General features: G+C 66.6%; 20 protein-coding genes. 16 read left to right on the top strand and 4 right to left on the bottom strand.

Features of this window, described 5'->3' with window-relative positions:
• Window positions 1-52 precede the first annotated feature (52 nt).
• The 13 genes from AC13D8_RS05900 (at window position 53) to AC13D8_RS05960 (ending at window position 12,338) form a co-directional block, all read left to right on the top strand.
• Window positions 53-1,423 (top strand): formimidoylglutamate deiminase, encoded by a 1,371-nt coding sequence (locus tag AC13D8_RS05900; RefSeq protein ID WP_482968065.1) that lies wholly within the window; start codon window positions 53-55, stop codon window positions 1,421-1,423.
• Entirely contained in the window at window positions 1,420-2,133 is a 714-nt protein-coding gene (locus AC13D8_RS05905) for a GntR family transcriptional regulator (protein ID WP_482968066.1), read from the top strand. The genes AC13D8_RS05900 and AC13D8_RS05905 overlap by 4 nt, the downstream gene beginning before the upstream one ends.
• A gap of 63 nt (window positions 2,134-2,196) precedes the next feature.
• Window positions 2,197-3,111, top strand: coding sequence for a LysR family transcriptional regulator (locus AC13D8_RS05910; RefSeq protein WP_482968067.1), 915 nt, complete (start codon window positions 2,197-2,199; stop codon window positions 3,109-3,111).
• A gap of 86 nt (window positions 3,112-3,197) precedes the next feature.
• Complete coding sequence (locus tag AC13D8_RS05915) at window positions 3,198-4,019, top strand: putative hydro-lyase (RefSeq protein ID WP_482968068.1); 822 nt, start codon at window positions 3,198-3,200, stop codon at window positions 4,017-4,019.
• 61 nt (window positions 4,020-4,080) lie between these two features.
• Complete coding sequence (locus tag AC13D8_RS05920; RefSeq protein ID WP_482968069.1) at window positions 4,081-5,118, top strand: TRAP transporter substrate-binding protein; 1,038 nt, start codon at window positions 4,081-4,083, stop codon at window positions 5,116-5,118.
• 2 nt (window positions 5,119-5,120) lie between these two features.
• Complete coding sequence (locus AC13D8_RS05925; RefSeq protein ID WP_482968070.1) at window positions 5,121-5,687, top strand: TRAP transporter small permease subunit; 567 nt, start codon at window positions 5,121-5,123, stop codon at window positions 5,685-5,687.
• Window positions 5,684-6,967 (top strand): TRAP transporter large permease, encoded by a 1,284-nt coding sequence (locus AC13D8_RS05930; protein ID WP_482968071.1) that lies wholly within the window; start codon window positions 5,684-5,686, stop codon window positions 6,965-6,967. The genes AC13D8_RS05925 and AC13D8_RS05930 overlap by 4 nt, the downstream gene beginning before the upstream one ends.
• A 33-nt stretch (window positions 6,968-7,000) precedes the next feature.
• The gene (locus AC13D8_RS05935) at window positions 7,001-7,759 is read left to right on the top strand and encodes a 5-oxoprolinase subunit B family protein (protein WP_482968072.1); all 759 of its coding nucleotides are present in this window, start codon (window positions 7,001-7,003) and stop codon (window positions 7,757-7,759) included.
• Window positions 7,756-8,769, top strand: coding sequence for a 5-oxoprolinase subunit C family protein (locus tag AC13D8_RS05940; RefSeq protein WP_482968073.1), 1,014 nt, complete (start codon window positions 7,756-7,758; stop codon window positions 8,767-8,769). The genes AC13D8_RS05935 and AC13D8_RS05940 overlap by 4 nt, the downstream gene beginning before the upstream one ends.
• Before the next feature lie 3 nt (window positions 8,770-8,772).
• Window positions 8,773-9,546, top strand: coding sequence for a LamB/YcsF family protein (locus tag AC13D8_RS05945; RefSeq protein WP_482968074.1), 774 nt, complete (start codon window positions 8,773-8,775; stop codon window positions 9,544-9,546).
• Between the two features lie 236 nt (window positions 9,547-9,782).
• On the top strand, window positions 9,783-10,496 hold the full coding sequence (locus AC13D8_RS05950) for a class I SAM-dependent methyltransferase (RefSeq protein ID WP_482968075.1): 714 nt from the start codon (window positions 9,783-9,785) through the stop codon (window positions 10,494-10,496).
• A gap of 48 nt (window positions 10,497-10,544) precedes the next feature.
• The gene (locus tag AC13D8_RS05955; RefSeq protein ID WP_482968076.1) at window positions 10,545-11,348 is read left to right on the top strand and encodes a hypothetical protein; all 804 of its coding nucleotides are present in this window, start codon (window positions 10,545-10,547) and stop codon (window positions 11,346-11,348) included.
• 21 nt (window positions 11,349-11,369) lie between these two features.
• Window positions 11,370-12,338 (top strand): glycosyltransferase family 2 protein, encoded by a 969-nt coding sequence (locus AC13D8_RS05960; RefSeq protein ID WP_482968077.1) that lies wholly within the window; start codon window positions 11,370-11,372, stop codon window positions 12,336-12,338.
• A gap of 3 nt (window positions 12,339-12,341) precedes the next feature.
• Here the strand turns inward: AC13D8_RS05960 and AC13D8_RS05965 are convergent, their stop codons facing one another.
• The 4 genes from AC13D8_RS05965 to AC13D8_RS05980 all read right to left on the bottom strand — a co-directional run bounded on the left by AC13D8_RS05965 (window position 12,342) and on the right by AC13D8_RS05980 (window position 16,225).
• Complete coding sequence (locus tag AC13D8_RS05965; RefSeq protein ID WP_482968078.1) at window positions 12,342-12,944, bottom strand: hypothetical protein; 603 nt, start codon at window positions 12,942-12,944, stop codon at window positions 12,342-12,344.
• A 220-nt stretch (window positions 12,945-13,164) separates the two neighbouring features.
• Window positions 13,165-13,563 carry a PaaI family thioesterase gene (locus AC13D8_RS05970; RefSeq protein ID WP_482968079.1) on the bottom strand — a complete coding sequence of 133 codons (399 nt, stop codon included), beginning with the start codon at window positions 13,561-13,563 and terminating at the stop codon, window positions 13,165-13,167.
• Window positions 13,560-14,585 (bottom strand): phosphotransferase family protein, encoded by a 1,026-nt coding sequence (locus AC13D8_RS05975; protein ID WP_482968080.1) that lies wholly within the window; start codon window positions 14,583-14,585, stop codon window positions 13,560-13,562. The genes AC13D8_RS05970 and AC13D8_RS05975 overlap by 4 nt, the downstream gene beginning before the upstream one ends.
• On the bottom strand, window positions 14,582-16,225 hold the full coding sequence (locus tag AC13D8_RS05980) for a long-chain fatty acid--CoA ligase (protein ID WP_482968081.1): 1,644 nt from the start codon (window positions 16,223-16,225) through the stop codon (window positions 14,582-14,584). Before AC13D8_RS05980 ends, AC13D8_RS05975 begins: the two co-directional genes overlap by 4 nt.
• Window positions 16,226-16,355: 130 nt before the next feature.
• Here AC13D8_RS05980 and rpe point away from each other — a divergent pair, with 130 nt between their 5' ends.
• Genes rpe through AC13D8_RS05995 form a run of 3 tightly spaced genes read left to right on the top strand, consistent with a single transcriptional unit; the run spans window position 16,356 to window position 18,669 of the window.
• Complete coding sequence (gene rpe / locus AC13D8_RS05985; RefSeq protein ID WP_104017892.1) at window positions 16,356-17,057, top strand: ribulose-phosphate 3-epimerase; 702 nt, start codon at window positions 16,356-16,358, stop codon at window positions 17,055-17,057.
• Entirely contained in the window at window positions 17,054-17,710 is a 657-nt protein-coding gene (gene gph / locus AC13D8_RS05990) for a phosphoglycolate phosphatase (protein WP_482968082.1), read from the top strand. Before rpe ends, gph begins: the two co-directional genes overlap by 4 nt.
• Window positions 17,707-18,669 (top strand): NAD(P)H-dependent flavin oxidoreductase, encoded by a 963-nt coding sequence (locus tag AC13D8_RS05995; protein WP_482968083.1) that lies wholly within the window; start codon window positions 17,707-17,709, stop codon window positions 18,667-18,669. The genes gph and AC13D8_RS05995 overlap by 4 nt, the downstream gene beginning before the upstream one ends.
• Window positions 18,670-18,724 lie beyond the last annotated feature (55 nt).

Here is an 18,724-nt window from a genome sequence, read left to right on the forward strand (position 1 = left end):
AGCGTATTTAACAGTAATATGTATGCACATATTTTGTCAACGGAGTCGCGCCATGCAAATTCTCACGGCAAGTCAGGCCCTTATGTCGGAGGGCTGGCAGCGGGACGTCGAAATCCGGATCGGCGACGATGGGCGAATCGAGTCCGTTGGCCCCATGACCGCCCGCGTCGCGCATCACCTCGACCTGCTCCTGCCCGCGCCGCTCAACCTGCACAGCCATGCGTTTCAGCGGGCGATCTCGGGGCTGACCGAGGCGCGCGGCCCCGACCCGGCGGACACGTTCTGGACATGGCGGCAGCAGATGTATCGCTTTCTGGGCGGGCTCGATCCCGACCGGGTGGAGGCCATCGCGGCGATGGTGTTCATGGAGATGCTCGAGGCGGGCTATGGCGCGGTGGCCGAGTTTCACTACCTCCACCACGCCGCCGGGGGGCAGCCCCATGACGACCCCGCCGAGATGTCGGCGCGGATCGTGGCGGCGGCGCAGCAGGCCGGGATCGGTCTCACGCTCCTGCCGGTGCTCTACCAATGGGGTGGCTGCGACGCGCGCCCGCTCGCGGGCGGGCAGCGCAGGTTCGGCAACGACCCGGACCAATTCGCGCGGCTCCACGCGGGCGCGGCGCGGCACGTCGCGGCGCATGGCCATGCCGATGACCGGATCGGCGTGGCCCCGCATTCGCTGCGCGCGGTGGACGCGGGTGGCATGGCGGCGGCGCTGGCGCTGGTCGGCGACGGCCCCGTCCACATGCACCTGGCCGAGCAGGTCGCCGAGGTGGAAGAGGTGCAGGCCCACCGGGGCGCGCGACCCGTGACATGGCTGCTCGACAATCACGACGTTGACGCGCGCTGGTGCCTCATTCATTGCACGCAGATCACGCCCGAAGAGACGACCCGCCTTGCCGCCACCGGCGCGGTGGCTGGGCTCTGCCCGATCACCGAATCCAATCTCGGCGACGGGATTTTCGATGGGGTGCGCCACCTTGGGGCAGGGGGGCACGCCGGGATCGGTTCCGACTCCAACGTCCATATCGCCCTCTTCGACGAACTGCGCACACTGGAATATTCGCAACGCCTGCGCGACCGCAGCCGCGCCGCGCTTGCCATGCAAGGGGTGTCCACCGGTCGGCGGCTCTATGACACGGCGCTCGCGGGTGGGGCGCAGGCGGGCGGGCGCAACGCGGGGCGGATCGCAAAGGGGGCGTTGGCCGACCTCGTGGCGCTCGCCACCGACAACGAATGGCTCTGCAACCGCACCGGCGATACCGCGCTCGACACCGCCATCTTCGGAGGCCACGGTGCGGTCTGCGTCACGGATGTGTGGAGCGGCGGGCGCCACGTCGTGCGCGAGGGTCGCCACATCAGGCGCGACACGATCTGTGCGCGGTTCCGCGCGGTCATGGCCGAATTGGAGGCCCGGGCATGAGCGCCCCGGATAAAGGCAGCGACCGGCAGGGCTGGCGCGCGCTGCGCGAGATCATCCACGAGCGCATCCTGTCGGGGGCCTATCCGCCCGGTGCGCGGCTGCCGCGCGACGCCGACCTGGCAGAGCAACTGGGCTGCGCCCGCGCCACCGTACAGCGCGCCATGCGCGCACTGGCCGACGACGGGCTGATAGAACGTAAGCGCAAGGGCGGGAGCCGGGTACTGGCGCGGCCCGTCACCCGCGCCACCTTTGACATCCCCGTTGCGCGCGAGGAGGTCGAGGCGACCGGGCGCGCATATGGCTATCAGCTTGTGGCGCGCGAGATTTTGCAGACGCCGCATTCGGTCGCCGCCGCGATGGGGCTGGCAGCGCCAGAGCAGATGCTGCGCGCGCAGGCGCTGCACCTCGCCGACCGCAGACCCTTCATGTACGAGGACCGCTGGATCAGTCTCGCCACAGTGCCCGAAATCGTGGACGTGGACCTCACCCGTGAGAGCGCCAATGAATGGCTGCTCGCGCACCGTCCCTATAGCCGCTGCACGCTGCGTTTCTCGGCGGCGAACGCCACCGATGCACAGGCCGAATTGCTGGGTACGCGGGCGGGCGACGCGCTCTTCGTCATCGAGCGCGGCACCTGGCTGGGCATTGCGCCGATCACCTGCGTCACCGCGCTCGCCCCCCCGGGCTACGCGCTCTCCACCGAGGCGTGAGAGCCGTGGCATGGCGCGCGCGCAGGGGCTAGGGTGGCCACGCGACAGCACAGGACACCGCGCATGACCCCGCTCAACCTTGCCCATCTGCACACGTTTCTTGCCGTCGTCCGGACCGGGGGCGTCCGGCGCGCGGCGGTCAGCCTGAACCTCACGCAACCCGCCGTGACCGCCCGCATCCGCAATCTCGAGGACAGCCTGCAAGGCACGCTGTTCGACCGCGAGGCCGGTGGCATGACGCTGACCAAGCAGGGCGAGCGGCTGCTGGTCTATGCCGAAAAGTTCGAGCGATTGCAGGAGATGATCGAGAAGGACGTGATCGACCCCGAGGCGCTTGAGCGGCATCTGCGGATCGGCGTCTCGGAGACCATCGCGCAATGCTGGCTGCCCGATCTCATCGCCCGGCTGCACCGCCGGTTTCCCCGGCTGGAGATCGAGTTCAACGTGGATATCTCGCTCGATCTGCGCGAGCGCCTGTTGGGCCGCGAGATCGACCTGGCGATCCTGCTGGGGCCGATTTCCGAGTACACGGTAGACAATATCGAGCTGCCGGGCTTCGATCTCGCATGGTATGTCGCCGCCTCGGCACCGGTCGAGGCAGACCCGGGCGCCTATCTCACCCGTCCGGTGCTGACCTATGCGCGCAACACCCGCCCCTACCGCGAGCTGCGTGAACTGCTCTACGAGCATGTCGGCCCCGACGTCTCGATCTTTCCCTCCTCGTCGCTCTCGGCCTGTTTCCGGCTGGTCGAGGCCGACCTGGGCATCGCCGCCCTGCCGCGCGCGCTGGGCGCGGATTACGTCGCGGCGGGACGCATCCGCGAGTTTCATCCCGGCTGGGTGCCGCCGCCCTTGCGCTTTACCGCCTCATGGCTGGCCGAGCCCCGTAGCCACATGGTCGAATTCGCGGCGCACGCGGCACGCGACGTGGCACAGGAGTATCGCGCGACGCTCGATGACAGGATGGGCGATAGATAATTTCTATATCATCCGACAAATTTATTCGATTTGATTTTATACTTCGACGCGGTCACGGTGGCGGGGTCGCTCAAGGAGGCGCCCCTGTGACCACCGATTTCGATCATCTGAGACGGACCGATCTGCCCACCCTTCGCGGTGCGATCCGCACCGGGCGCTATGCTGGGCACACCGCCGGGCTCGGGCGCGGGTATCTGCAGGCCAACCTCGTGATCCTGCCCGCCGACATGGCGCTCGATTTCATGCGGTTCTGCCAGCGCAACCCCAAGCCTTGCCCACTGGTGGGCGTGTCGGACACCGGTGATGCGATGATGCGCACGCTGGGTCGCGATATCGACATCCGCAGCGACGTGCCCGCCTACAACATCTATCGCCACGGGCGGCTTGAGCGCTCGGTGACCGACATCACCGCTCTGTGGAGCGACGACATGGTGGCCTTCGCGCTTGGCTGTTCCTTTACCTTCGAGCACGCGCTGATGCAGGCGGGCATCCCGCTCTGGCATGTCGAGAATGACACCACGGTGCCGATGTTCCGCACCGACCGCGCTTGCGTGCCCGCCGGGCCGTTCTCGGCGCGGATGGTGGTCAGCATGCGCGCCCTGCCGCCTGATCGCGTGGACGAGGCAGTGGCACTGTCGCGCCGCTACCCACTCGCGCATGGCGCGCCGGTGCATGTGGGCGACCCGGCGGAAATCGGTATCACCGACATCACGCGCCCCGATTGGGGCGATCCCGCACCGGTCGCGGGCGATCATGTGCCAGTGTTCTGGGCCTGCGGGGTGACGCCGCAAGTGGCGATCGAGGCCGCCGCGCCGCCGCTCTGCATCACCCACCGCCCCGGCCACATGCTGATCACCGACATTTCCGAAGAGGCCGAAGTGCCGGTACTGGCACCGCAGGCCGCGTAACCCGAAAGACCCGCCGGAAAACCGACGGAATACCGACAATAAACCGACAAGGAGAGAGACCATGAAATTCACCGCAATCCTCACTGCCACCACCATCCTCGCCACGCCGCTCGCGGCGCAGGAGCTGTCCGTCGTCGGAAGCTGGTCGAGCCTGCCGCTCCACAAGCAATACGAGGCGCCGTTCTGGACCGAGACGCTGCCCGAAGCCTCGAACGGCGAGATCAGCGTCTCGCTCACCACGCATAACCAGATGAATCTCGGCGTGGGCGACGTGTTCCGCCTGCTGGGCCAGGGTGTCTATGACGTGGGCATGACCGTGGCCGATTACGCCGTCGCCGACGCGCCCGAGCTTGAAGGGCTCGATGTGCCGCTGCTGGCTCTGACGGCGGACGAGGCGCGCGCGATGGTCGATGCCGCGCGCCCGATGGTCGAGGATATCTTCAACGACCGGTTCAACTCCCACGTTCTCGCCATCGCGCCCTACCCGCCGCAGGTGGTGTTCTGCAACGCGCCTGTGACGCAACTGTCTGATCTTGAAGGGCTCAAGGTCCGCGCCTCGGGCCGGATGACCGCGCAATTTCTCGAGGCGCTGGGCGCCGAGGGCATCAACGTCAGCTTCGGCGAGGTGCCCGGCGCGCTGCAAAATGGCGTGGTGGATTGCGCCGTCACCGGCGCCGGCTCGGGCTACAGCGCCGGTTGGTGGGAGGTCTCCACCCACCTGCTGCCCATCCCCCTTGGCGGCTGGGACAGCGTGGTAACGGCGATGAATCTTGACCGCTGGAACAGCCTCGATTCCGAGACGCAATCGCTGATCGAATCGCAGATCGAGACCGAGTTCGAGGATCCCGCCTGGGCCACGGCGCAAGATGCGCTGGTCAACGACATCGCCTGCCTCACTGGCAACGGCGAGTGCCCCTCGGGCGAGGCCCGCGACATGACACTTGTCGAGGTCTCCGACGCCGATTTCGAGCGCGCCCGCGAGGTGCTGGTGAATACCGTGTTGCCCGACTGGGCCGAGCGCGCCGGTGACGAATGGGCGCAGCGCTGGAATGCCAGCGTGGGCGAAACCGTCGGCGTCACCATCCCCGGGGTGAATTAAGCATGACCGGCGCAGCGGACCGGGCAGAGGCCCTCCTCGGCGCGCTGCGCCGGATCAACCGCGCGGTCGCGGTGCTGGTGGGTGCGGGCCTGATGGCCTGCGCCGCGCTGGTGCTGTCGGACATCGCGCTGCGCCGGGTTCACGCATCCTTTGGCGGCACCGACGAGATCAGCGGCTATGTCATGGCAATCGCCACCGCCTGGGGCATGGGCTATGCGCTGACGGAGCTGGGCCATGTGCGCATCGACATCCTGCGCACGCGCGGCGGCGCGGGCGTGCGGGCGATGTTCGACCTCTTTGCGGCGCTGGTGCTGGCGGGCACGGTGAGCCTCGTGGCGATCAAGGCGTGGCCGGTGGTCGCTCGCTCGCTCGCCAATTCCTCGCGCGCCAACACCCCTCTGGAGACGCCGCTCGCACTGGTGCAACTGCCGTGGTTCGCGGGCTGGATCTGGTTCGCTCTGATGGCGTGGCTCACCTTTGCGGCGGCGCTCGTTCTGGTGCTGCAAGGCCGCTTCGATGCCGCCGACCGCGCCATCGGCGTGGTGGGTGAGGGGGAGGCCCCGCAATGATCGCCTATGCCACGTTCGGCCTTCTTGGCCTGCTCAGCCTTTCGATCCCGGTGGGCATCGTGCTCTTCCTGCTGGGCTTTGGCCTCGACATCTTCTTCACGCCCTTCCCGCTGATCCGGGGCCTCGGCAATCTCGTCTGGTCCACCTCCAACAACCCCACGCTCATCGCTATCCCCTTCTTCGTCCTGCTGGGCGAAATCCTCGTGCGCTCCGGCATCGCTACGCGCACCTACGCCGCGCTCGACCGCTGGGTGAGCTGGCTGCCCGGCGGCCTCGTCCACGCCAACGTCGCCACGGCGACCATGTTCTCGGCCACCTCCGGCAGTTCGGTTGCCACCGCCGCTACCGTCGCCACCGTCGCCATGCCGCAGGCGGAAAAGCTGGGCTACGACCCGCGGCTGTTCTCCGGCGCGATCGCGGCGGGCGGCACGCTCGGCATCATGATCCCACCCTCGATCAACCTCATCGTCTACGGCTTCCTCACCCAAAGCTCGATCCCCAAGCTGTTTCTCGCGGGGCTCGTCCCTGGCGTGGCCCTCGCGCTCGCCTTCATGGTGGTCACCGTGCTCATCTGCATCGTGCGCCCCTCCCTTGGCGGCACGCGGCGCATCTTTCCGCTGGCCGAGATGCTGCGCGCGCTCGTCCAACTGATCCCGATCATCCTGCTCTTCGCCGCGATCATCGGCTCGATCTACAAGGGCTGGGCGACGCCGACCGAGGCGGCCTCGGTGGGCGTCGCCGGCGCGCTGCTCATTGCCGCGCTCTTCGGCACCCTCAACCGCGACGTGCTGGGCCAGAGCCTCTTGGGCACCGTCAAGATCACCGCGATGATCATGCTCGTGGTCATCGGCGCGTCGTTCCTGAACTTCACCCTCGCCGCCGCCGGGCTGGGCAATGAATTGCAGACGATGCTGGGCAATCTCGGCCTCTCGCCCCTGGGCACGATCCTCGTCATCGTCGGCATCTACATCGTGCTCGGCTTCTTCATCGAGACGCTGTCGCTCATGGTCGTGACCATCCCCATCGTCGTGCCGCTCGTCGTCGCGCAGGGGTTCGACCCGATCTGGTTCGGCATCCTGATGATCGTGCTGATAGAGATGGCGCTCATCACGCCGCCCGTGGGGCTAAACCTCTACGTGGTGCAGGGCGCGCGGCAGGGCGGGCGCATGTCAGAGGTGATGGTGGGCGCGGCACCCTACGCACTGACCATGCTGGTGATGGCGGGGCTGCTGATCGCCTTTCCGCAGATCGCCCTGTTTTTGCCGAACGCGGTGCAGTAGACCAAGGCGCGACAAGGCAAGGACAGGACTGACGTGACCGATACGGAGCGCTCCAACGGCAAGACCGCCTTCCCCCGCATCGGGCGCGTGGGGCTGGACGGGCTGCTCGTCTCCTTTGGTGACCGGCTGAGCGAGGCGGGCAACCGCGCGGCGCTCGCCTTTCGCGCGGCGGTGGAGCGGGAAAGCCCCGAGGGCGTGGCGGAGACCTCTACATCCCTCGTCTCCACCTTCCTGCGCCTCGATGCGCTGCACGCCGATCCGGACGCTGTGGCGCGCGAGATGCAGGTGCTTCTCGACAGCCGAGATTGGTACAGTGCCGATCTGCCGCAGGGTCGCCGCCTCTGGCGCATCCCCACGATCTACGGCACCGATCTCGCGCCACAACTGGAGGAGGCGGCGGAGGAGGCGGGCCTCTCGCCCGAGACCGCCGCGCGCGAGATCGCGGGCACGCGCGTGCGAGTGCAGACCATCGGCTTCGCCCCCGGACAGCCCTATCTGGGCGAGCTACCGGAACATTGGAACATCCCGCGCCAGCAGGCGCTGACAGAGCGGGTTCCGGTGGGCGCACTGGTGCTGGCGATCCGGCAGCTTGTGCTGTTTTCGGTCTCGACGCCGACCGGCTGGCGGCACATCGGGCAGACGGGTTTTCGCCTCTTTCGCCCCGAGACAGAGGAGCCTTTCGTGCTGCGCCCCGGCGACGAAGTGATTTTTGATTCGGTGGAGCGCGAGGCCTATGATCGCCTGTGCGACGCGGGCCCCGATGGCGGCGCCACTTGCGAGCCGATCCGATGAGCCGCGCGCTGATCGTGCATCAGGCCGGGCCAGGCGTCACCGTGCAGGATCTCGGGCGACCGGGATACCTGGCCTATGGCCTCTCGCGCGGCGGCGCGGCGGACCGGTTGGCGCTTTACGAGGGCGCGGCGCTTCTGGGGCAGGCGGTTGACAGCGCCGCGCTGGAAATGGCGGGGATGGGCGGCACGTTCGAGGCGACCGAGGACATGCGCATCGCCCTCACCGGCGCGCCCATGCGCGCGAGCATCGACGGCGCGGCTTTGGCGTGGAACGCCTCTCATCCGCTGCACGCCGGTGCCCGGCTCACCATTGGCCCGGCCACCGCCGGGGTCTATGGCTATCTGCATGTGGGCGGCGGTATCGCCACGCCGGAAATTCTCGGCGCACGCTCCGCCCATCTCGCCGCCGGGATCGGCGCGCCGCTTGCAGCAGGCGATACCCTGCCCGTGGGGCCGGACCGGGGCGGAGAGACCGGCCTTGTCCTCGACGCAGACGACCGGTTTTCGGGCGGCGAGGTCCGCGTGGTGGCGGGCTATCAGACCGGGATGTTTCCCGACGAGGAGGTGGCGCGGTTCGAGGAGACGCGCTTCACCCGCGACGCGCGCGGCAACCGGATGGGCGTGCGCCTCGCCCCCGATGGCGACGGGTTCGCCAGCCGCGCGGGCCTCACGGTGCTTTCAGAGGCGATCGTTCCGGGCGATATCCAGGTCACCGGCGACGGCGCGCCCTTCGTGCTGATGTCCGAGTGCCAGACGACGGGTGGCTATCCGCGCATCGGCGCGGTGCTGCCCTGCGACCTGCCGCGCGTGGCGCAGGCAGCCCCCGGCACGGCGCTGCGCCTGCGCTTCGTCCCCTCGAAAGAGGCATTGGCCGCCGAGCGCCGCGCGGCAGAGGCGCGCGACGGGCTGCGCCGCCGCCTCACGCACCTCACGCGCGACCCCCACGACATCCGCGATCTTTTGTCCTATCAACTCATCAGCGGCGCCATCGCCGGGAACGAGGAGGAATGAGCCATGCAGGAAAGTATCGACCTCAATGCCGACATGGGCGAAAGCTTCGGGCCGTGGAAGATGGGCGACGATGCCGCGCTTCTGGACGTGGTCAGCTCCGCCAATATTGCCTGCGGCTTTCACGCGGGCGACGCCGACGTGATGGCCGCGACGATGGCGCGCGCGGTGGCCAATGATGTCGGCATCGGCGCGCATCCAGGCTTTCGCGACCTTCAGGGCTTTGGCCGCCACCGCATGGACGTGCCCCATGCCACGCTGGCCAACCAGGTCCGTTACCAGGTGGGCGCGGCGCAAGGCATAGCCCGCGCGGCGGGCGGCGCTGTTCGGCATCTGAAACTCCACGGGGCATTGGCCAACATGGCGTCCGAGAACGAAAACCTCGCCCGCGCGTGTTACGAGGCAGCGCTGTCGGTCGATCCCGACATCATCATCATGGTGCTCGCGGGCACCGCGCAGGAGGCGGCGGCGCGCTCCCTCGGCGCGCGCATGGCCTGCGAGATATTCGCCGACCGCGCCTACAATGCCGATTGCACGCTCGTGGACCGGCGACAGCCCGGTGCGGTGATCCACGACGCCGACCGCGCCGCCGCCCGCATCCTGGAGATGCTGCGCGCAGGCGCGATCATTGCCGAGGACGGCACGCATATCCCCACGCGCATCGACACCATCTGCCTGCATGGCGACACGCCCGAGGCCGTGGGCATCGCCAAGTCCTTGCGCGCCGGGCTCGAAGCTGCGGGGGTGCGGGTTGCCCGGTTCGAGGGGGCACGCGGCTAGGTGATCGGGGTGGATATATCCGCCCGCTCGCCATGTCCCCGCTCTCTGCCCGGCAACACGCCGTCCTTATTCGCAAACGCCAGCATTCCGGCCTTGGCGGCAAGCCGCCGACCGTGGTCTATTGTCAGGGAAACGACAACATGCAATCGGGCCAGCAGGAACGCCGCCTAGCTTAAGAACTTGACCGCCCGCAACTCCTGTTCAACCAATAGGAGGCAATTTCAAGAGACTGAGATATGGAGCTGAAACTGGCTTACGAGAGCTACGATGATTTGATGAACGCGCAAGACTGGCATGACAAGCTTGCGGATTTGAACGAAACAATTGCCGACTGCCTTCGGAAAATCGACGAACCTGTCAGGATGAACGGGAACCTGTTCTACCGTCACAAGCAAATCGACTTCTACAACCAACCTTTTGTGCCGGACTTCGATCCCAAGCGCAGAAACTTTTTTACCCTCGCGCAACGTTCGACGAAACTGTTCGAAATCGGCGTGAACGGGGGGCACAGCATGCTCCTGGCGCTGATGGCTAATCCCGATTTGCAATGCGTCGGTGTTGATGTGTGCGCGCAGCTTGAGCCAAGCTGGGCCCGCGTTGATATTTATGTGCCCGCTGCTTTTCGGTGGCTCGAAAACAACTTTCCCGGAAGAGTCGAGACAATAGTCGGAAACTCGCTTGTTGTCGCTCCTCAGTATGCTCTCGACCATCCTGATGCCGGGATTGATTTTCTTCATCTTGACGGCGCGAAAAACACGCATTTGCGCGAAGTTCTTGGCCTGCGGGACGTGATGAAGAGTGGTGCTTATGTCGTCCACGACGATTTCAACGCGCGGCCCGTCAGACTGTCAGACCGTCAGCTTCGCCGCATCAAGATCACGCAGGAGATCGATTTCGACGAATTGGGGCTTGTCGAAAACCGCTGGCACACCGTGCGCCGTCTGACCTAGGTTTCGACAGATCGGGCCTGGTCTGGCAATAGTTGAAGGGGCGTAAACATGACACTTGCCACCATCGCCATGTTCTGGGACGGTCCGCCGCTCGGCTTCATCGAGCGGCTCTGCGTGCAATCCTTCGTGGATGCGGGTCACCCGGTCGTGATGTTCTCATACGGCCCGGTTGAAGGTCTGCCCGCCGGGGTCGAGGCGGCACCGGCCACCGATATCCTGCCCAACCCGAAAACCATGATCCGTCACGCGCGCACCGGCAGTCCCGCACCCTATAGCGACAAGTTTCGCTATCACCTTCTGTCGCGGCATGACGGCATCATCTGGTCAGATACGGATGCGTACTGTTTGCGCCCGTTCGAGCCGCACGCAGGCTATTTCTTCGGTCGCGAGAACGACGCGGTGGTCGCCAATGGCGTGCTGGCACTGCCCGCCGCCTCGCCCACGCTGAAATCTCTCATCGCGTTTTGCGATGACGAATACGCTATTCCCGTTTGGATGGGACACAGGCATCTTGCCGAGATCGAGCGCCGCGCAGCAGAATCTGATCCGATGCATGTCTCGGAAATGCCGTGGGGTGTGTGGGGGCCGCGTGCGCTGTCGCATTTTCTCAAGGAGCATGACGAGTTTCGCCACGCCCTGCCACCGCATGTGCTCTACCCGGTGTCGTTCGGCGATCGGCAGCTCTATTTTCGCAAGGCGGCGATGACGTGGGGCCGCGTGCGCGAGGATACGGTGTCGATCCATTTCTACGGGCGGCGTTGCCGACGGCGGCTGGAATTGCGCCATGACGGGGTGCCGCCGCCGGGGTCGATTCTTGCGGAACTGGCCGAACGCCACGGCGTGACCGCCTGAAGCCGACGAGAGGAGCGCTGCATGAACCGATTTGTCATCGTCACACCGATGAAGAACGAGGGGCCGTTCATCCTTGAATGGGTGGCGCACAATCTCGCCATTGGCGCGGATGTGATCGCGATCTTCTCGAATGACTGTACGGATGGTTCCGATGCGCTGCTTGATCGCCTGGACGAGATGGGCAAGCTGCGCCATTTCGATAACAGCTCGAAAAAGCCCGCCCCGCAGCGCCGCGCCTATCGCCGGTTTCTCAAGATGGATCTCGCTGGGCCGGCAGACTGGGTCATTCCCATCGATGCCGACGAGTTCATCAACGTCAAGACCGGTGATCACACCCTGCGCGCGCTCACCGATGCCGTGCCGGAGGCACGCACCCTCTCGATGACCTGGCGTCTCTTCGGCAATGCCGGGGTCACCGCTTATGACGAGGGGTTCCTCACCGACCAGTTCCGCATGGCTGCGGCCGACATGACCCGCCGCCCGCCGCAGGCCTGGGGGCTCAAGACGATGTTCCACCGCGAACTCTGGGGGCATATCGGTGTGCACCGGCCGAAGCGGCCCACCGTCGAGACATTTGCTGAAACGCATTGGTACAACGGATCGGGCCAGCCGATGCCCGACCGCTACATGGAGGGCAGTTGGCGTTCGGGGCCCGACTCGCTCGGCTACGACCTCGTGCAACTCAACCACTATGCTCTAAAATCCTGCGAATCCTATCTCGTGAAAAAGGCGCGCGGACGCGCCCATCACGGTGGCGAGGCGCTTGGCCTCGACTACTGGCAAAAGATGAATCACAACCGGATCGAAGATCGCAGCATTGACGCGATCCGTCCGCGCAAGGCGAAAATCTTCGAGGATTTGCTCGCCGATCCCGAGCTGCGCCGCCGGCACGAGGCGTGCTGCTCCCGCCACCGCGAGATGATCGCGGAACTACGCGCGCGCCCCGATTTCGATGCCCTGATGCGGGCGCTCCTGCCCGAGGCCGCGTGAAGCTCAGAATGCGTTGGTGAATGCGCCGACGATCTGCGTAAGCGCCTCGCGCGGCAGGGCACGTTTTCTCAGCACGAATTTCGCCATGCGTCCGCGCATCTCGACCGGCTCTGCAAAACGTTCCACCGCGTGATAACGCGGTCGGTCGCCGTAGTCGTCAAACAGCACCACGGTCTTGCGGGTGCTGCGCAGCATCACCGCGTAAAAACACGCCTCGCGAAAGCGACCGTCGATCAGCACGGTATCGGGAGCAATGAAATCGGGCCGGTCCCAGACCTCGAGCGGATAGCGGTGATAGCGTCGATAGCCCGAATGATCCACCGGACGCCCCCATTTCCCGGTCTTGCCGATCGCGCTGTGGTGCAGATGCACCTCGGAGGCTGTCCCCGCCTGATCGAGATATGCTTGCAGGTTTCGCGTCCACCACTTGTCGCTCTCCACAGAGAACACCGTCTTTCCCGGCATCTCCGAGGCGAGCACCGTCGAGCCGCCGCTGCCATATTCGAGGATGACGCGCGCCCTGGCATAGGTATCGCGGACAAGGTCGGCCACCTCGGGCGAAAATGTCAGTTCCGGTTTCGCAATGCTCTCCCGATCCATGCTCATGTCTTTATCTCCGGCAATTTTCGCCCCAAATCGCTTCACGGCAATGTCGAGTCGCGTGTCGGTTTCATACGGCGTCGATCTTCGCCACCGCCTGCCTGTCGGTCACGGTCCGGGCTGCGTTCGCGTTGACAGCCATGCTGCGGCTCCTGCGTCGGGCGCGGTTGATCCGGTTTCCCGATGGCTAGCACAGGGGCGGCGCGATGGGCAGGGTTCTTCACCGTCAGCCGCTCCGGCGATAGCGGAACACCCCGGTGCCGGTGGCGACGGCCGTGCCGGTTTCGTCACGCACCGTGGCTTCGGCGAAATAGGTGCTCTTGCCGCCCCCTGTCCGGTGCGCCTCGACAATGAGCCGGTCGCCCTGTGCTTGCCCCAGAAAGTTAACCGTGAGTGAAAGCGTCAGTGCCATCTGACGTCGGTCAGGATCGCCGGTGTAGCACCCGGCGAACCCCATCGCCGTGTCCAGCAGCGTTGCGTGGATGCCGCCATGTGGCAGGCCCTGCCGATTCATCAGGTGCGGTGCGAGGGGTAATTCCACCCGCGCGAAATCGCGTTCCCACGCGGTCAGTTCATATCCCAGGTGCGTCTGAAGACCCGAGGGCGGTTCCTGCCAGCCGGTCATGCCCGCCCCTCCTGCGCCGCCGCCAGCCCGGCGCGTGCAAACTCGGGTACGTATTCACCCAGCCGCAGCCCGCGCTCAGGGTCAGCGGCGTTTCCGTCCATCGCGCGTTTCTTCACCCCTTGAAGGATTGCCGCCATGCGGAAATGGGCAAAGGCGAGGTAAAAGCCGAAATCCGCGATCGGCGCGATCCCCCGCCGTTCGCAATAGCGTGCGACGAATGCCTCGTCGGACCACAGCCCAAGCGCCGCGCGGTCCACGCCCGCCAGCCCGCGCCCCTCGGTGGTCGCGGGCATGGCCCATTGCATCAGCACGGCAGCGAGATCGGCATAGGGGTGCCCGGTTGTCGAGAGCTCCCAGTCGATCACCGCGCGGATCTCCGGGGCATCGGGGGCAAAGATCAGGTTGTCGAGACGGTAGTCGCCATGCACCAGACAGCGTTGCCCGTCGTCTTCGGGCAGGTTGTCGGTCAGCCAATGTGTGAGTTGCTCCATCTCGGGCAGGTCATCGGTGGCGGTGGCGCGGTATTGCGTGGTCCAGCGATCGCATTGGCGGGCATAGTAATTGCCGCCGGGGCCGTAATCGTCGAGCCCCGCTGCCGCCAGGTCGACATCGTGGATCGCGGCCAGCACCCGGTTCATCTCGTCGATGATCGCGCCGCGCTCGGGCGGCGCGAGGCCGGGCATCGCGGGCGCGTCGAAGATGCGGCCAGTGATTTCCTCCATGATGTAGAAGGGGGTGCCGATCACGGTCTCGTCTTCGCACAGCACGTGGACCATTGCCACCGGCACGTCCGTTCCGGCCAGCGCGCGCTGCACGCGGAACTCGCGCTCGACGGCGTGGGCGGACTTGAGCAGCACGCCGGGTGGCTTGCGGCGCAGGACGAACCTCCCGGTTGGCGTGCTCAACCGATAGGTTGGGTTGGATTGCCCGCCGCTGAATTTCTCGGCCTCCACCGGCCCCGTGATCCCCGGCATGTGATCTTCCAACCAAGTCGCCAGCGCGGCAGTATCCAGCCCGCTCATGCCGCGCCCCCACGCAGCTCGGGCAGCACGTAATCGGCCATACGCTGTCGTAGGGAGAGTTTCGATATCTTGCCGGTGGCGGTCAACGGCAATTCCTCCACCCAGACCAGATCGTCGGGCAGTTGCCAGTGCGCGAAATGGCCGGCCATGTGGGCGTGCATCTCCTCGAGGGCAGGCCGTTCCGCGCCCGACGCCACCGCGACCAGCACGGGGCGCTCGTCCCATTTCGGGTGCGGCATCGCCACCACGGCGCAGGCGGCGATGGCGGGATGCGAGAGCGCGGCGTTTTCCAGATCAATCGAACTGATCCATTCGCCCCCCGATTTCACGAGGTCCTTGGCGCGGTCACGGATCAACAGTCGCCCCTCGGCATCCACCGAGGCGACATCGCCGGTGCCGAACCATCCCTCGGCATCCATCGCCGCGCGCGTCGCGTCCGCATTCTCGAAATAGCCCGAGATCACGGTGTTGCCGCGCACATACAACTCGCCCGTGGCGTTGCCGTCATGGGGCAGGCGGGAGCCGTCATCGTCCACGATCTTGAAATCCAGCCCGAAAATGCGCCGCCCGGCACAGCACTTGGCGGTGATGCGGTCCTCGTCGTCCGCGCCGTCATAGCGTGGCGGCAGCACGCCATGGCTGCCGATGGGGCTCATCTCGGTCATGCCCCAGGCCTGTGCCACGTTGACGCCGCGCGCCTCGTAGGCCTCGATCATGACGCGCGGGGCGGCGGACCCGCCGACCACCAAATCGCCGAAGCCCTGCGGGATCCGTCCCCGCGCGTCGATCTCCGAGAGAAGCCCGGCCCAGACCGTGGGCACGCCCCAGGCCGACCAGACGCCCTCGCCATCCATCAGGCGAAACAGGCTCGGCCCGTCGAGGTTTGGCCCCGGCATGACCAGCGTCATGCCCGTGAGCGGTGCGGTGTAGGGCAGACCCCAGGCGTTGACATGGAACATCGGCACCACCGGCAGCACGCAGTGCCCGGCGCGGAAACTGCTGGTCTGGCACAGTGGCACCTGCATCGCGTGCAGCACGGTAGAGCGGTGCGAGTAGAGGGCGCCCTTGGGGTGCCCGGTGGTGCCAGAGGTGTAGCAGAGGCCCGATGCCGTGTCCTCGGGAAGGTCGGGCCAGTCATAGGTGGCGGGCTGTCCTGCGATCAGTTCCTCGTAGCAGAGTGCCCCGTGCGGGGTTTCGGGCATGCGCGCGCGGTCGGTGAGAACGACAATGCGCAGGCCCTCGGGCAGGTCGGGCAGCAGGTCCACGACCAGAGGCACGAGATCGGCATCGACGAACAGTAGCCGGTCGTCCGCGTGGGCGATTATGTAGAGTAGTTGCTCGCGCGCGAGGCGCGGATTGAGCGTGTGGCACACCGCCCCGATCCCGGCGACGGCGTAGTAAAGCTCGAAATGCCGGTGCCCGTTCCATGCCAGCGTTGCCACCCGGTCGCCGGTCTTTACGCCGAGGCCAGTCAGCGCATGGGCAAGCTGCGCCACGCGGCCAAGCGTCTGCGGATAGCTCTGGCGGTGCAGGTCGCCCTCTACCCGCGCCGAGACGATCCCCGCGTCCCCATGCGCCTCGGCGGCATGGCGCAGGATGTCGATGATCCGCAGGTCACGGTGCATCATGAGACCCTGCATCGCGCTCCTCCCTTCGGTTTTGACCAGACGGTTACACGAATGACCGGGGGGATCAATCGCGGTGCGCGGGGCTTGACCTTCGCCGCCCGAGCGCGCATTTCCATCGCATCCCCGCCGCAGGAGAGCTGCCATGCCCCACGACCGTTCCATCAAGATCGCCCCGTCGATCCTGTCGGCCGATTTCGCCAATTTCGGAGCCGAGATCAGGGCCATCGAGGACCAGGGCTGCGATTGGGTGCATGTCGATGTGATGGATGGGCATTTCGTGCCGAACCTGACCTTCGGCCCGCCGCTCTGTGCCGCCATTCGCCCGCATATCAAGACGGTGATGGACGTGCACCTGATGATCGCGCCGGTCGATCCCTATATCGACGCCTTCGCGCAGGCCGGGGCCGACGTGCTGACCGCGCACATGGAGGCCGGCCCGCATATCCACCGCACATTGCAGGCCATTCGCGGCGCCGGCTGCAAGGCGGGGCTGGCGCTCAACCCCGGCACCGGGCTCGATGGCGTCGAGAACCTGCTCGACATGATCGACCTCGTCTGCGTGATGACGGTCAATCCCGGATTTGGCGGTCAGAAGTTCATCCACAGCCAGATCGACAAGGTGAAGCGCCTGCGCGCCATGATCGGTGACCGGCCCATTCATATCGAGATCGACGGCGGCATCACGCCCGAGACCGCGCCGCTCATGGCCGCCGCGGGGGCCGATGTGCTGGTCGCCGGGTCGGCGGTGTTCAAGGGCGGCAGCGTCGCGAATCCGGCGCCCTATGGTGACAACATCCGCGCCATCCGCCGGGCGGCAGAGGCCGCGACCGGCGCCATGGCATGAGCCGGGCGGTCATTTTCGATCTCGACGGGACGCTCATCGACAGCGCGCCCGACATCCACGCCGCCGCCAATAGCCTGATGGACCGGCATGGGTTGGTGCCTTTCCCCCCTGAGGAAACGCGCAGCTTTATCGGCAGCGGTGTGCCGCATTTCATAACCTGCTGCCTGCGCGCGCGGGGAGAGGCCGGCAACGCGGCGCTGCGCGCTCAGATGATCGCGGAGTTCATCGACCTCTACGAGACGGCGGTGACGCTGACGCGGGTCTATCCCGGCGCGGCCGAAACGCTGACGGCGCTCTCCTCCGGGCCATATGCGCTCGGGCTGTGCACCAACAAGCCCGTTATACCTGCCCGCGCGGTGCTGGCACATCTGGGGCTCGACGCGCATTTCCCGGTGGTGATCGGCGGCGACAGCCTGACCACGCGCAAGCCCGATCCCGCGCCATTGCAAGCGGCGGTGGCCGGTCTGGGCGCGCGGGACGCGATCTTTGTCGGCGACAGCGAGGTGGATGCCGAGACGGCGGCGCGGGCGGGACTGCCCTTTGCGCTCTACACCGAGGGATATCGCAAGGGCGCGGTGGCGGACTTGCCCCATGCCCGCGCATTCGCGGACTTCGCCGATCTGCCGGGGATCGTGGCGGAGATTCTGTCATGAGGACACGGCTTACCGACGCATTTGACCTTGAGCATCCCATCGTGTCGGCTCCGATGGCTATGGCCGCTGGTGGCAGGCTGGCGGCGGCTGTGAGCCATGCCGGGGGGCTGGGCCTGATCGGCGGAGGCTATGGCGATGCGGGCTGGATCGAGGGCGCCTTTGCCGAGGCGGGGAACGCGCGGGTGGGCTGCGGCTTTATCACCTGGAAGATGGCGGAGAACCCGGCGGTGCTGGACCAGGTGCTGGCGCGTGATCCGGCGGCGCTGTGCCTGTCGTTTGGCGATCCGGCCCCGTTCGCGCCGCGCATCCATGATGCGGGTGTGCCGTTGATCTGTCAGGTGCAAACGCTTCGCGACGCGCAGCGCGCCGCCGAGTGCGGCGCCCGGGTGATCGTGGCGCAAGGGTCCGAGGCCGGGGGGCATGGCGAGCGGCGCGGCACGATCACGCTGGTGCCCGAAGTGGCCGATTGGCTGGCAGGCCATGCGCCCGACGTGCTGCTGCTCGCGGCAGGTGGGATCGCCGATGGGCGGGGGCTTGCCGCCGCGCTGATGCTGGGGGCGGATGGCGTGCTCATTGGCTCGCGGCTCTGGGCCGCGCGCGAGGCGCAGGTCAGCGACGCGATGACCGATGCCGCCATCGCCGCCACCGGCGACGAGACCATCCGCTCAACCGTGATGGATGCCGCGCGCGGCCTGCGCTGGCCTGCCCGCTATACCGCGCGGGTGCTGCGTAATCCGGTGACCGAGCGGTGGCACGATGACCCCGAGGGCCTGCGCGCCGACGGGGCGGCGCAGGCGGAGTGGGTCGCGGGCTGGGCGGAGGGCGATCCCGCGCGCGCCAACACCTTCGTGGGCGAGGCCGCGGGCCTCATCCATGACCGCCCGCCGGTGGCCGATATCATCACGCGCATGACTGCCGAGGCGGAGGCGTTGCTGCGGCAGGGTGCGACGCATAATTAAAACCTATAGAAATGATCTAAAAAGAGAATTTTACCTAATTCTTTTGATTTGTTAG

The sequence above is a fragment of the Roseovarius sp. B-10 genome, assembly GCF_056859295.1.

What these genes read in the sequence shown, in the direction of transcription:
- AC13D8_RS05900 (WP_482968065.1), top strand. Translation starts at nt 53, where the DNA reads ATGCAAATTCTCACGGCAAGTCAGGCCCTTATGTCGGAGGGCTGGCAG.
- AC13D8_RS05905 (WP_482968066.1), top strand. Translation starts at nt 1,420, where the DNA reads ATGAGCGCCCCGGATAAAGGCAGCGACCGGCAGGGCTGGCGCGCGCTG.
- AC13D8_RS05910 (WP_482968067.1), top strand. Translation starts at nt 2,197, where the DNA reads ATGACCCCGCTCAACCTTGCCCATCTGCACACGTTTCTTGCCGTCGTC.
- AC13D8_RS05920 (WP_482968069.1), top strand. Translation starts at nt 4,081, where the DNA reads ATGAAATTCACCGCAATCCTCACTGCCACCACCATCCTCGCCACGCCG.
- AC13D8_RS05925 (WP_482968070.1), top strand. Translation starts at nt 5,121, where the DNA reads ATGACCGGCGCAGCGGACCGGGCAGAGGCCCTCCTCGGCGCGCTGCGC.
- AC13D8_RS05930 (WP_482968071.1), top strand. Translation starts at nt 5,684, where the DNA reads ATGATCGCCTATGCCACGTTCGGCCTTCTTGGCCTGCTCAGCCTTTCG.
- AC13D8_RS05940 (WP_482968073.1), top strand. Translation starts at nt 7,756, where the DNA reads ATGAGCCGCGCGCTGATCGTGCATCAGGCCGGGCCAGGCGTCACCGTG.
- AC13D8_RS05945 (WP_482968074.1), top strand. Translation starts at nt 8,773, where the DNA reads ATGCAGGAAAGTATCGACCTCAATGCCGACATGGGCGAAAGCTTCGGG.
- AC13D8_RS05950 (WP_482968075.1), top strand. Translation starts at nt 9,783, where the DNA reads ATGGAGCTGAAACTGGCTTACGAGAGCTACGATGATTTGATGAACGCG.
- AC13D8_RS05955 (WP_482968076.1), top strand. Translation starts at nt 10,545, where the DNA reads ATGACACTTGCCACCATCGCCATGTTCTGGGACGGTCCGCCGCTCGGC.
- AC13D8_RS05960 (WP_482968077.1), top strand. Translation starts at nt 11,370, where the DNA reads ATGAACCGATTTGTCATCGTCACACCGATGAAGAACGAGGGGCCGTTC.
- AC13D8_RS05965 (WP_482968078.1), bottom strand. Translation starts at nt 12,944, where the DNA reads ATGAGCATGGATCGGGAGAGCATTGCGAAACCGGAACTGACATTTTCG.
- AC13D8_RS05970 (WP_482968079.1), bottom strand. Translation starts at nt 13,563, where the DNA reads ATGACCGGCTGGCAGGAACCGCCCTCGGGTCTTCAGACGCACCTGGGA.
- AC13D8_RS05975 (WP_482968080.1), bottom strand. Translation starts at nt 14,585, where the DNA reads ATGAGCGGGCTGGATACTGCCGCGCTGGCGACTTGGTTGGAAGATCAC.
- AC13D8_RS05980 (WP_482968081.1), bottom strand. Translation starts at nt 16,225, where the DNA reads ATGCAGGGTCTCATGATGCACCGTGACCTGCGGATCATCGACATCCTG.
- rpe (WP_104017892.1), top strand. Translation starts at nt 16,356, where the DNA reads ATGCCCCACGACCGTTCCATCAAGATCGCCCCGTCGATCCTGTCGGCC.
- gph (WP_482968082.1), top strand. Translation starts at nt 17,054, where the DNA reads ATGAGCCGGGCGGTCATTTTCGATCTCGACGGGACGCTCATCGACAGC.
- AC13D8_RS05995 (WP_482968083.1), top strand. Translation starts at nt 17,707, where the DNA reads ATGAGGACACGGCTTACCGACGCATTTGACCTTGAGCATCCCATCGTG.